We start from the raw sequence: 13,861 nt of genomic DNA on the forward strand, positions 1-13,861 counted from the left end.
TCAACGTTTCTGTTCATAACTCTATTTGAGTGATACTAGGTATTCCTCTATCTTTAAGGCTGTTGCTGTAACAATGGAGTGAGCCGTCAAAACGCTGATTATCAAGTTTATGCAACTCAATCTCTTGCTTTATTCTTGCCTATGTACCTAATATTTGATACCGAGACTACTGGACTGCCTAAACGTTGGGATCTTCCCTATACTGAAGTTGATAACTGGCCTCGAGTAGTTCAAATTGCATGGCAACTGCATGACGGTCTAGGTAACATGATTGACCACCAAGATTACCTTATAAAACCTGATGGTTATGATATTCCTTACGATTCAGAGCAAATCCATGGTATCTCTACCGCACTAGCTCAAGATCAAGGATTACCCTTGCAAGAAGTGCTGGCAAAATTCAATGATGCACTGGCGATGACCACCTTTGTTGTGGGTCACAACCTAGAATTTGACCTTAACGTCACTGGTGCAGAATTTATACGTGCTAACATTGCAAACGATCTACACAAATTGCCGGTACTTGATACCTGTACTGAAGATACTGCGAGATTATGCCAGATTCCAGGTGGCCGTGGCGGTAAGTTCAAACTGCCTACACTTACTGAGATCTACAAGTTTCTGTTTAATCAGGAATTTAGCGAGGCACACAATGCCACTGCAGATGTTGAGGCGACTACTAGGGTATTCCTAGAGCTCATAAGGCAACAACAATTCTCGCTAGCTAGTTTAAAGCAGGCAGCTGGGTACTTTGTTAGCTTTCGCGAAAGCAACCCAACCACCATCCAACCTGCAGGCATCGAGCATGTGAACTTGAAAAAGGCATCTGCACGCCTGGCAACAAGTTCCTCAAACCAGATTACCGATCAAGAAATTGAAGAGAATCTGGACGAGTTGAGTAGCGCGCCATTTGCCCATTTACACAACCACAGTCAATTCTCGATTTTACAATCTACAGCCAGCGTTCAAGATCTAGTACATGCCGCGGCGGCTAATGATATGCCAGCCGTTGCCATGACGGACCATGCCAATATGATGGGCGCCTTTCATTTTGTAAAGGCGGTGAAATCATATAACGCCAGTCTCACATCAGACGAGAACATGCAAGAAAAGAAACCTATCAAGGCTATCATAGGTTGTGAGTTTCAAGTTTGTGAGGACATGTATGATAAGTCTTTTAAAGACAATGGTTATCAAATAGTGCTGCTTGCCAAAAACAAAAATGGCTACCACAACATTTCCAAAATGTCGAGTCTAGCTTACACAGAAGGCTTTTACTATGTGCCTCGCATTGATAAAAAGTTGATCGAGCAGTACAAGGAAGATATTATTGTGCTGACAGGAAACTTGTACGGCGAGGTACCATCAAAAATCCTAAACATAGGAGAGAAGCAGGCAGAAGAAGCACTCATCTGGTGGAAAGAACAGTTTGCAGATGATTTGTATGTAGAACTCATGCGTCATGATCAAGAAGATGAACAGCGTGCGAATGCGGTTCTCATTGATCTAGCTCGCAAACACGATGTAAAGCTGGTCGCTACAAACAACACCTATTATATACATAAGGAAGATGCCAATGCACACGATATTTTATTATGTGTCAAGGATAATGAGAAGCAGGCCACACCTATAGGTCGCGGTCGCGGTTATCGCTATGGATTGCCCAATCAGGAGTACTACTTCAAGTCCAGCGATGAGATGAAGCAAATTTTCAAGGATCTGCCCGAGGCTATTTTAAACGTTGCTGAGGTAGTAGATAAGATCGAATCCTATGAACTGGCACGCGATGTTTTGCTACCCAAGTTTGATATCCCTGCAGAGTTCATCGATGAGCGCGATGAGCACGATAATGAGAATCGTGGTGAGAATGCCTATTTGAGACATCTTACCTATGAAGGTGCGGCAAAGCGTTATGGCGAGCTGACTGATGAAATAAAGGAACGACTAGATTTTGAGTTACAAACCATCAAGAAAACCGGTTATCCAGGTTATTTCTTGATTACTTGGGACTTTATAAAAGCCGCTAGAGAAATGGATGTGGCCGTAGGTCCAGGTCGTGGATCTGCTGCTGGTAGTGCGGTGGCGTACTGCTTATGGATTACAAATGTTGATCCAATACATTACGATCTACTTTTTGAGCGTTTCTTGAATCCAGATCGTGTATCGATGCCCGATATTGACATTGACTTTGACGATGAGAATCGTGGTAAGGTCATGGATTACGTCATCGAGAAGTATGGTAGCGATCAAGTCGCGCAAATCATCACTTATGGTACCATGGCGGCAAAATCCAGCATACGCGATACTTCTCGCGTACTCGATTTACCTCTAGGCGATGCCGATAGAATCGCAAAGCTGATTCCAGATTTTGCCAAACTCAAAAAGATTTTTGCGTTAGAACCTAACAAGATAAGCGGCGCTTTCCGTAGTGATGATGCAGAGATGGTGCGCGAACTTATCCAGATAAGTGAAGGCACAGATCTTGCTGCCGAGACCTTGAAACAAGCTAGAATCCTAGAAGGATCTGTGCGCAATACAGGCGTGCATGCCTGTGGTGTGATTATCACACCAGATGCGCTGACCAATTTTGTACCTATCGCCACTGCCAAAAACTCTGACCTGTACGTCACGCAGTTTGACAACAACGTTGTGGAAAGCGCTGGCCTGCTTAAAATGGACTTCTTGGGACTCAAAACCTTAAGTCAGATTAAGGATACGGTAGCTATTATAAAAGAGCGCCATGGAATGGAACTCGATATAGAAGCCATACCGCTGGATGATGATAAGACCTATGAGCTATTTCAGCGAGGTGAGACCGTTGGAATATTTCAATATGAAAGTGCTGGTATGCAAAAGTACATGCGTGATCTAAAGCCTACACAGTTTGCCGACTTGATTGCCATGAATGCCTTGTATCGTCCTGGACCACTAGAATACATTCCAGACTTTATTGATCGCAAGCATGGTCGCAAAGAGATCACTTATGACCTGCCAGCGATGGAAGAATACCTTGAGGAAACGTATGGTATCACGGTTTATCAAGAGCAGGTAATGCTACTATCACAAAAGCTGGCAAACTTCTCCAAAGGTGATGCAGATGTTTTGCGTAAAGCCATGGGTAAAAAGCAGATGGCAACACTGCAGAAGATGAAACCACAATTCCTAGATGCTGGTGAAGGCAACGGCCATGATCGCGAGATACTGGAAAAGGTATGGAAAGACTGGGAAGCCTTTGCATCCTATGCCTTTAATAAATCGCACTCGACTTGCTATGCGTGGATAGGTTACCAAACGGCCTATTTAAAGGCCAATTATCCAGCAGAGTTCATGGCGGCAACGCTGTCAAATAACATGAACCAGATCAAGGACGTGACCAAGTTCATGGACGAGTGTCGCCGCATGGGACTGGATGTTTTGGGGCCTGACGTGAATGAGTCAAACTATAAGTTTACTGTAAATAAGAATGGTGCAGTGCGATTTGGAATGGGTGCGGTAAAAGGTCTAGGTCATAGTGCTGTCATGACCATTATTGAGAACAGGAAAGAGGCGCCATACCACAGCATCTTTGATATGGCCAAACGCATTGATTTACGCGCGGCTAATAAAAAGTCTTTTGAAGCACTCGCTTTAAGCGGTGGATTTGATGGTTTAGGTGGTGACAATCGCGCTCAGTTTTTTCATACCAGCGATAATGGTCAGATATTCCTGGAGTCAGTAGTCAAGTATGCACAGCGATTTCAGGAGAATGAGAACAGCGCTCAGGTCAGCCTTTTTGGAGAAGCTAGTGAGGTGCAAATACCAGAGCCGCAATTGCCTATTTGTGAAGAATGGGGCACGATGGAAAAGCTCAAACGAGAGAAAGAGGTTGTGGGCATTTACATATCTGGTCATCCACTAGATGATTATAAAAAGGAGATAGAATTCTTCTGCAATTCTAACCTTGAGAGCTTGCAGGACTTAAATTTAGTCGTGAATCGAGAGCTCAGTTTTTGTGGTGTAATTACAGAGTGCCAGCACCGCATGACCAAGGCCAACAAACCTTGGGGAACGTTTGTTCTCGAGGATTATAAGGATACGTATGAATTCCGCATGTTTAATGAGGAGTATTTAAAATTTAGACACTTTCTCGTTCCTAATACCTTTTTGCATGCACGCATCAAGGTGCAACAAGGCTGGATTGATAAGAACACAGGCAAGCCACGTGATCCACGCATCAACTTCTTGGAGATGCAGCAATTACAGGATGTCATGACGGGCGCTGCGCAATCCTTGACCATCCAGTTACACGCTAGCGAGGTGATGGAGAAACGGGTAGAGATGCTCAAGGAAGTGTTGGAGAAACATCGTGGCGATCACCATTTATATTTTAACCTCAAAGATTATGAGGAGAAAATATCTATCAACATGTCCAGCAAGCTGCAAAAGGTGAACGTCACTGCAGAGTTGCTGGAGATTTTGGATAAAGAAGACATCAGCTATAATGTGAATCAGTAAATATCTGTTCTGTTTAGTCCGATTTAGATTTAATGGTAAACGCAGTTTAGTGATGAATTTAAATAAGTGGATCATTTACGTATTGAAATCCGCAATAGTTTATTCGATTGTGGTTTCCTTATTCTGGATAATTTATTTTTTCTTGGACTCGTTAGCGGGAAATAATCCTCAAAATTCTTTTTTGAATTACTTCTATTTGATATGCAGCAGTTTAGCACTATGCATTCTTTGGATTGAAAACTATACTCCGTCATTTCATACCATTTATAGAAGTACATTCATCTTGTTATCTGTCGTGCTGATGATATACTCTATTCACCTAGTCTCTGATGGAGCAGGATGTAGGTTTTACCAACACATATCAGACTTGTCATTGATGATCTATTTGGGTACTGTTTTGATGAGCTTTATACTATTGTACAAATTCATAAGAAAATCTAAGTCTTCAATTCTAGCATGCATATTGCCTTTATTATTCATTTTAATTGACCTTTACTTGATAAGAGTAAGTTTTACGGCTTTTTGTGAGATGTATTCTTTTGTTCTGCCAGATTAGTTTCAATTACCTAATCAAATATCTCTATAAGTAAGCACGATACTATAAACAACGCCATGGCGCAGGCTTTGCTTATTTTTGTTTATAACATTAAAGTAGAATATTATGGCATTAGAAATAACAGACGCAAATTTTGAAGAGACCGTACTCAAGAGTGATAAGCCAGTATTGGTGGACTTTTGGGCAGCATGGTGTGGACCATGTCGCATGGTAGGACCTATCATTGATGAGGTTTCTGAGGAATACACAGATAAAGCCGTTGTAGGCAAAATGGACGTGGATGCAAACCAAGAGTTTGCTGCAAAATATGGAGTGCGCAACATTCCTACAGTTTTGGTTTTTCAAAATGGTGAGGTTGTAGGACGCCAGGTAGGTGTCGCTCCTAAAAACGCATACACAGACGCATTGGATTCCTTACTCAACTAGAATCTATTATTTATAGCATTGAGCCTGTCCATTTGGACGGGCTTTTTTATGTGGTAAGATCAAACCTTGACACTCTTTATCAGTAAAATTGATCGTAGCTATTTTGCTTTCGCGAAAGCTGAAACGCCACCATCTCCATAACATAATTTAACGCATGCTTGCTGGATATTAGCATTGTCCTAGCAAGGCAGAACGCGCTTACTCTTTATATTGAGAAAAAAAGCGATGAACAAGCAAATATTACTGGTCAATCGACCTAAAGGAAAACCACAGACAAGTGATTTCAAATTTGAGGAAATTGACAAGCCTACCGCCAGGGATGGTGAGGTATTGCTCAAGACTTTGTACGTGTCTGTCGATCCTTATTTGCGCGGTAGGATGAGAGATGAGAAATCATACATTGAACCATTTGAGCTTGACGCGCCTGTAAAATCAAGCATTGTTGCCATAGTTGAGGAAAGCAAGCACGATCAGTATAAAGAAGGTGATCATCTGGTAGGTATGCTGGATTGGAAGATGTATCAAACCAGCGATGCGAGTGAACTGCGCCCTGCAGATCCTGATCAAGCGCCGTTAAGCGCTTATCTGGGAATTCTGGGCATGACAGGTCTTACTGCTTATTTTGGGATGACAGATATAGGTGAGCCGCAGGAAGGCGAGACTTTGCTGGTTTCTGGCGCAGCTGGCGCCGTAGGATCTGTAGCTTCACAGATAGGAAAGATCTATGGGATGAAAGTTATAGGTATAGCAGGAAGCGACGAGAAAATCAACATGATCCAGGAGCAATTTGACGTGGACGCAGGTATCAACTATAAATCAACAGATGATATGACGGCTGCGATTAAGGATTCTACTCCAGACGGTATTGATGTGTATTATGATAATGTAGGTGGCGAGATTCTAGACGCCGCCATGAATAAAATCAATCGCCATGGGCGTGTGATCAATTGTGGTGCGATAGCACTGTATAATGAAACAGGACAACCTACGGGACCGCGACTTGAAGTCACTCTGGTAAAAAAGAGTGTGAAAATGCAGGGATTTATCGTGAGTAACTATCAAGATCGATTTCAAGAAGGTATCAAGCAGCTGGCTCAATGGTTACAAGAAGGTAAACTCAAACATGAGGAAACTATTGTAGATGGTTTTGACGAGATACCACAAGCATTCATCGATTTGTTTGATGGCAAGAATAAAGGGAAAATGGTCGTAAAGGTTGGAGATTGAACATGAACCTGATTCTGAACACGGCTCAACTGGATAAAACTTGAATAGATTGATTCTAGTATTTAATGTTTATCGTTTCCCATCACAATCAATAAGACGTGCTAGCTATTTTATGAGGTCAAGAGACTGTCAACTTATAATTGTTAACTGATAACTGAAAACCGATTGCGTATCTTCACTTTATGAATCTGCAAGACGAACTCAATAAAACTCAAGGTTTTCAAAATCTAGCACTACTGGCCAATCAAGTAGTTGAAGGTTTTATCAGCGGTTTGCACAAATCGCCTTTTCACGGTTTCAGCGCAGAGTTTGCAGAGCACAAGATCTACAATCAAGGTGAGAGCACACGTCATATAGACTGGAAGCTTTATGCTAAGACTGATAAATATTATACTAAGAAGTTTGACGAGGAAACCAATTTGCGATGTCATCTTATAATAGATAATAGTGCAAGTATGCATTATCCCAAAGTGGATAAACAGCAGCTGGGTAGCCTTAATAAGATAGGGTACGCCTCACTTGCAGCCGCCTGTGTCATGAATATCCTAAAAAAGCAGCGCGACGCAGTAGGATTAAGTGTTTATAGCAGTGAATACGAATACTACGCCCCAGAAAAAGGAGGCGAGCGTCATCACCAGATGCTGCTGGATCAGCTATCGCAGATAAGTGTCAATGAAAGCAGTTCATCAACCGACACTTATAAATACCTGCACGAGATTGCTGAAAATCTCAAACGGCGATCACTCGTATTTCTATTCACCGATATGTTTCAGGCAGACAAACACGAGGATGAATTGTTTGAGGCCTTGAGGCATCTTAAATACAACAAGCATGATGTAGTTTTATTTCATGTTCATGACAGCAATACCGAAGTAAATTTTGACTTTGATAATCGCCCCACTAAGTTTGTTGATGTAGAATCAGGTGAGCATATCAACTTGTATGCGGATAATGTAAAGGATGCCTATCGAGAAGCCGTCAAAACATATTTTGATAGACTGAGGTTACGTTCTGGACAGTATAGAATAAAATACATGCCGGTCAATATTCAGCAAGATTTTAATGTGGTACTGACGACGTTTTTATTAGAGCGACAACTCTTTAAATAGAAAAACCGATCTATCAAGATCGGTTTCAATTTTTTGCAATAACTTAAATCTAGTTATCGTCAGTTTTAATTTTCTCAACGTTGCCAGCTTCATCATACTTAATTTTAGTTTCAGAGCCGTCAGCATTCTCGATTTTCACCTTGTCTTCTTTGATCTTGACTTCATCGCCGTTATCGATCATTTCTTGAACTTTTTCATCTTGAGTCTGTTCTTCATCGCGACATGATATAAGTGCTGAACTTAGTGCTAGGCATAAAAGGGTAAGCTGGAAATACTTTTTCATTATAAATTATTTAGACATCAAATGTATGTTATTGAATTAAGAGAAAGTTTTAATTATCTCTTAATGAAATTCTTACAAAATAAAAAACCTGTCCTTGGGGCCGGACAGGTTTTTTGTAACCATATAAATATGAAAAGAGTAAAGGTTACTTACAAGCTTAAAAGTGTTAGGGACTTTTTAAGCTATTGTGAAAATAGCAGCTATTTTAAAGATTTCCAAAAAACCACGTTTAAAATTTATCTTTTGATAAGTTTTAAAGTGCTATTTGAGTCGCTTTTCTCAATATCAACTATGTAAACGCCTGATGACAAAGAGCTTATGTCATAAGTACTTTGATTACCAGTAATCGATAAAACTTGTTGACCGGTTACATTATATATAATCAACCTATCGATATCCTGATTAAAAGATATACTACCGCTAGAAGGATTAGGGTACATCGTTATACTATCAATTGATACTACACTGTCATCAACGGATGCCGTGGTGTCCAGTGGCTGCGTGCTATATACGCGATATCCGCCTGCTTCTAAAGTTATAGGAGCATTAGTGTCAGAAACATTGATGGTCTCATTATTAAAGTAATCATACCATATTCCAGTCTGTGTAAAATTAGGCGCTACACTTTGTGGGACCACATTAAAGTTAGCAATTGTGACCACGTCAAACTCAGGACCATCAAGCGTCACACGCTTGGTCAAATCGCCTAAATCCAGGTTGTTATTTCTAGTGTTAAACGTTTCAGGATATTTCACTTTCAGGCTTATCATTTCACTAGTAACGTTATAAAGAGCATTGCGATCTTCATTATCAAGATATCCTTCTTCAAACGGTATAGGCTTTCTGCCTGTACGACCATTCTGATCTATGTCTATCTCATATCCTATCTCACCAAATTGCCACAGCATTTTAGGTCCAGGTATACTATAAAGTATTGCAGCGATAGCCTCTTGCCTTTCTATGGCTGTATCAAGCTCTGACGCGTCATGATTGTTGCGTGTATCGTTACCAAATTCAAGATTCTTCCAAACCATACGTGGTTCGTCGTGACTCTCTGCATAAGCTACAAGGTGTTGATCTTGAAAATTACGTGATGTAAAGTAAGATCTGAATACATTAGAGTTTTCAGCATAACCCATACTATTTTGACCGAATTGGGTATTCATATTACCCCATAACATAAAGCCATCATTAGCAAGTCTTGTCTCTTCTGGCGCGTCTGATAAATGTTCTAGAATCATATAGATATCATCGTCAGTAGCGGCTAGGATATCATTTTTATACTCGTTCAAAATATCTACCCGTGACTGGTCATATTGTCCCCATGCACCTACATTTGTGCCAGAATTAGTTTGCGTGAAACCTTTAGATAAATCCCATCTAAAGCCATCTAATCTATATTCATTGATGAAGTATATAGATGTTTGTTTGACGTACTCTTTGGTCCACGGGCTCTCATGATTAAAGTCTGTACCTACATTAAAAGGGTGTCTAGGCGTTTGATTTAAATAAGGATTGTCTGGTCCAGCGTTGAAGCCGCTACCATCAGGCCACATTTGTACCAATGGGCTTTGTCCAAAGGCGTGATTGTAAACTACATCAAGAATTACAGCTATACCTTTAGAGTGTAGCAAATCAACCAGTTCTTTAAATTTTTCTGGCGGGCCGTACGCTTTATCAATAGCGCCATGAAATTTTGGGTTGTAACCCCAACTATCAGTTCCTTCAAATTCATTAAGTGGCATGAATTCAACAGCGTTGACACCTAGATCTTCTATGTAATCAATTCGGTCAATAATTGCTTGATAACTATCCTCATCGGAAAAATCTCTTACTAGCAACTCATAGATGACCAGGTTTTCTTGATCTGGTCGTTCAAAATCATTAACGGTCCAATTATACTCTTCCTTGTCATAAGTATGTAATGATACGTCACCTTCAGTTTGACCTTCTGGGTATTCTGGAAGGTTAGGATAATTACCATCCTTGATAAATGGATCACTTCCTGGATCTAGGATAAGGGTGCTAAATGGATCAGCAATTTTAATGTCAAAATCTACTAGATATTGATAACCAAAGGTCTCACCACTCTCAAATTCATCAGAAGGAACGGTGATCCAAAAATACTCACCATCTTTTTTCATTTGATACTGAGTGCTCAAGTTCCAGTCCGTAAAACTACCTATTAAATTGACATCGCTTTTTCCTGGAGCGGCAAGTAAAAATGTCACACTTCCGTCTTCATTTTCGTTGACACCATTTTGCAATCCAACAGGTCTGGCCTCATTGACAGTGGCTCCTGGGACAAAAACAGTTATACTATTAGATGCAGTTTCATTTGATGTACTTCCATTCAATTGAATGGTATAATCTCCTGTGGTACTAAAAGTATAGCTTTGCGATATGCTACTGCCATTAGCGGTGGCAATAGATATACCGTTTACTAGTAGATCTAAATCTGCACTTGACGAGCTACTATCTCCTTCTATGTCTAGGGTGGTACCAGCAGTAATAATCTCATTGTTGTCAGGTGCCGTAATCAAAACATTCAAGCCAGCTTCAAAAACAGGTAGGAATATATCTGGTCTTGTTTGTTGCGATGCACTCGCGTTACGTACGACAAGACATATCTCACTTATTACATCATTTGGATTTACTCCGTAAAAACTCTCTAGGCTTGAGCCTAAATTAAGTCTATAGATATTGCCTCCTGTATTTACAAACTGCGGCGCTCCACTATTTTGATTAAAATCAGGTACAATGATGTTTTGCCAGCGCTCACCGTTTACGGTAACACCAGTATAGGCATAAAGCGTACCTGTCTCATTTTCTAGAGCAGTACCCGTCGCGTCAAATACAAGTGTAACCTGATCTGTTTGAGTAGGCGTGGATGGTTCTGTAGTTACAGGTTGTTGCGCTTTCGCGAAAGCAAAAACAAATAAACACACTGCAAGTAATCTATATTTCATAACAAATAAGGTTTTAAGCAAAAAAAAGGGCTGCGAACAGCCCTCTTTAAAGTTTTATTGAAATTATTGAGCAATCAATTCGTAAGAATAATTGCGTGGAGTACTCAAATCTAAAACTGCTCTATAGCTGCCAGGATTTTCTACAGCTAGATTACCAGCATTAAATTCTAGATCATTATCACCGTCGTCACCTTGACCAAAGTTTGCAGTTGGGAAGTCCCAAGTTTGCGCTCTGAATTTAAACTCACCAGCTTCCATATCTAGGTTAACACTCCATTGTTTAGAATCTGGATCATACGTCATATCCAATTCATCACCCCAACCAGCAGAATTTGTTGGAGTTGTTGCTTGTCCAATGATACCCCATTGACGATCTGCGGCGCTCCAAGTTGCGTCAGAGAAATCACCATCACCATTAGGATCTGTGTTTACTGTGATGTAATAGTATCCAGGTCCATCAACGCTAAGGTTGCCACCATCTGTACTCAATGAATCATCGTCGTCACCTTCACCAAAAGCGTCATCAAACGTACGACCTGGAGTGAATTTGAATTCTGGAGATTCATTTGCCATAAAGATAAAGCCTTCATATTCTGTACTACCAAATTCTACTGCTTCAAGAAATGGAGTTTCATCATCACCTGGATTCCAGTTGGACCCGTAACCACTAGCTTCTGCATAATTTCCTGGAACATAAAGTCTAGGTGAATCTGTCGTGTAAGGAGTAACTGGTAAGATTAGAACGTCAGATACTAATGGATCCATGTCATTATCCGCCGTCGTTCCAACAATTCTCATGGCTATAACACCTTCAGAGAATGGAGTAAGACCTAACTCTGCAGATAATTCATTAAGTCTTTCAACAGACAAATCTGCGCTATCACCATTAGTTGTTGTTACAGTAACTGCATCATCAAAATTATTAGGATCTGCAGATGCCTGCACCTCATAATTAACCGATATTGGAGTGTCAAATGATGGAGTGTTCCATACGAGACGCTCGGCAAGATTAGCACGGGTATCAAACGTTAATATATAAGAAGACGCTGCTTGAGATCTAAAGCTCAATTGTGAATCTGGTTGATCTATGAACAATTGCTCATCATCATCGCTACAGGAGATAGCTGCCGTGATCGCTAGAAAAGACCACAAAAGGATTGAAAACTTTTTCATTTTTTTACAGTTTATAATATTAGTATCCAGGATTCTGGACAAGATTTGAATTTAAGTTAAGTTCTGTCGTAGGAATAGGAAATAGGTTTCTAAATGCTGGAGTGGTAACACCATTTTGTACGTTTCCTTTCCATTCCCATACACCATTAGTAGTAAATTGATTGAATCTCTTGAGATCCTGTCTTCTATGTGCTTCCCAGTGCAATTCACGTGATCTCTCATCAAGAATAAATTCTAGGGACAAGTCATCCTCATCAATTTCATAGTCATCCTCATCATCATCGCCAAAGGCTCTTTCTCTAATAATATTAATGTAATCAACTGCAGTATCTTCATCACCACCTGCACCTCTTACAACAAGTTCTGCATACATTAAGTAAGCATCAGCAAGCCTAAATACTGGAAAATCAGTGCTCACAAAGGTCGGATTCACACCAGGTGTGCCATCTAGATTCACATTTTGAAATTTCACAATAGCAAAGCCATCTTGGAAGTCTCCTACATTTTCAATACTCTTGTCTTGACCACTGGTGAAGAAATTTGCTCTACCATCTTCTGAATCCTCTTCATCATCGAACAGTTCAACAAATTCTGGAGTCGTTCTAATTCCACCCCAACCAAAGTCAAGACCATAATCAGCTGGATCCATTTGCCCACCTACTGGAGCATGTGATAGGAACGTGGTACCACCAAAAGTCTGGGTATTGTTACCGTCATAGTTCAGTGTCCATATAAACTCGTCTTGAGCACCATTTGAATCATTATCTGCTAAGAAAAGGGCTTCATAACCTAGATCTGTGTCAATGCTGTATCCTTGATCTATTACAGCGTTTGTAAATCTCAAAGCATCTTCATAACGCTCTTGACCAGTGTATACTTCTGCATTCAAATACAATTTAGCCAGTAACATCTGTGCGGCTGCTTCACTTACTCTACCATATTCATCGCCTTTACCGCTAGGTAACTCGTCAACTACGTCCAACAACTCAGATTCTATGTAATTGAAAAGGTCTGTACCTGAAATGAATTCTGGCAATTCAGAACCATCTTCAGCAGTATCCTCTGTAGTAAAAGGCAATGTGCCGAAGAGGTCAAGTCCATGGTAATAAGAATATGCTCTTAAGAATCGTGCATCAGCGACATAGCCGCGCACTATTTCCTGCTCGCCATTTGATAGAGATGATGCAGCGAGTGCGTCCTCATTGGCTTCTCTAATAAATGCATTTGCAAGGGTTACCTGGTAACTCAATCTTGCAAACATGGCGCCGATAAATTCATTTTCTGGAGTCCACACCTGCCAGTGCAAGTCTTTTATAGTACCATCGTTCCATGCAATAATTGCCTCGTCCGTAGTAAGTTGCTGTAGTTTCCAATAAAGACGGCTGTAGTTTGAAAAACCACCGTCGATACCTTGGATATCTGCAGCGCCATCACCACCTTGTTGACCGCCTATAATAAGACCGGCATACAATTTTGCCCATCTACCTTCAAAGTCTTCCAGACTTTCAAGAGCACCCGATGCAGAAGTGTTTCCTTCCGGCTCTAGTGTTAATGCTTCTTCACACGCAACAAACGTTGCAGCTGCGAAAAACAGGATAATAATTGATTTATATATTTTCATTTG

At 40.6% G+C, this 13,861-nt stretch carries 8 protein-coding genes; 4 read left to right on the top strand and 4 right to left on the bottom strand.

Annotation, left to right across the window (positions count from 1 at the left end):
- Positions 1-141 precede the first annotated feature (141 nt).
- From dnaE to EJ995_RS04460, 4 genes are all read left to right on the top strand, one after another.
- The gene (dnaE, locus tag EJ995_RS04445; protein ID WP_126446002.1) at positions 142-4,494 is read left to right on the top strand and encodes a DNA polymerase III subunit alpha; all 4,353 of its coding nucleotides are present in this window, start codon (positions 142-144) and stop codon (positions 4,492-4,494) included.
- A gap of 661 nt (positions 4,495-5,155) precedes the next feature.
- Complete coding sequence (gene trxA / locus EJ995_RS04450; RefSeq protein ID WP_126446004.1) at positions 5,156-5,476, top strand: thioredoxin; 321 nt, start codon at positions 5,156-5,158, stop codon at positions 5,474-5,476.
- A 225-nt stretch (positions 5,477-5,701) separates the two neighbouring features.
- The gene (locus EJ995_RS04455) at positions 5,702-6,703 is read left to right on the top strand and encodes an NADP-dependent oxidoreductase (RefSeq protein ID WP_126446006.1); all 1,002 of its coding nucleotides are present in this window, start codon (positions 5,702-5,704) and stop codon (positions 6,701-6,703) included.
- 182 nt (positions 6,704-6,885) lie between these two features.
- A complete protein-coding gene (locus tag EJ995_RS04460) occupies positions 6,886-7,812 on the top strand; it encodes a DUF58 domain-containing protein (RefSeq protein WP_126446008.1) in 927 nt (308 codons plus the stop codon).
- 49 nt (positions 7,813-7,861) lie between these two features.
- Here EJ995_RS04460 and EJ995_RS04465 read toward each other — a convergent pair whose 3' ends face one another.
- The 4 genes from EJ995_RS04465 to EJ995_RS04480 all read right to left on the bottom strand — a co-directional run bounded on the left by EJ995_RS04465 (position 7,862) and on the right by EJ995_RS04480 (position 13,858).
- Positions 7,862-8,095: a hypothetical protein gene (locus tag EJ995_RS04465; RefSeq protein ID WP_126446010.1), complete on the bottom strand. Its 234-nt coding sequence runs from the start codon at positions 8,093-8,095 to the stop codon at positions 7,862-7,864.
- A gap of 236 nt (positions 8,096-8,331) precedes the next feature.
- Complete coding sequence (locus EJ995_RS04470; protein WP_126446012.1) at positions 8,332-11,064, bottom strand: alpha-amylase family glycosyl hydrolase; 2,733 nt, start codon at positions 11,062-11,064, stop codon at positions 8,332-8,334.
- Positions 11,065-11,127: 63 nt separating this feature from the next.
- Positions 11,128-12,237 (bottom strand): SusE domain-containing protein, encoded by a 1,110-nt coding sequence (locus EJ995_RS04475; RefSeq protein ID WP_126446014.1) that lies wholly within the window; start codon positions 12,235-12,237, stop codon positions 11,128-11,130.
- A 19-nt stretch (positions 12,238-12,256) separates the two neighbouring features.
- The gene (locus EJ995_RS04480) at positions 12,257-13,858 is read right to left on the bottom strand and encodes a RagB/SusD family nutrient uptake outer membrane protein (protein WP_126446016.1); all 1,602 of its coding nucleotides are present in this window, start codon (positions 13,856-13,858) and stop codon (positions 12,257-12,259) included.
- Positions 13,859-13,861 lie beyond the last annotated feature (3 nt).

This window comes from Nonlabens ponticola, assembly GCF_003966335.1.
Classification (GTDB): Bacteria; Bacteroidota; Bacteroidia; order Flavobacteriales; family Flavobacteriaceae; genus Nonlabens; species Nonlabens ponticola.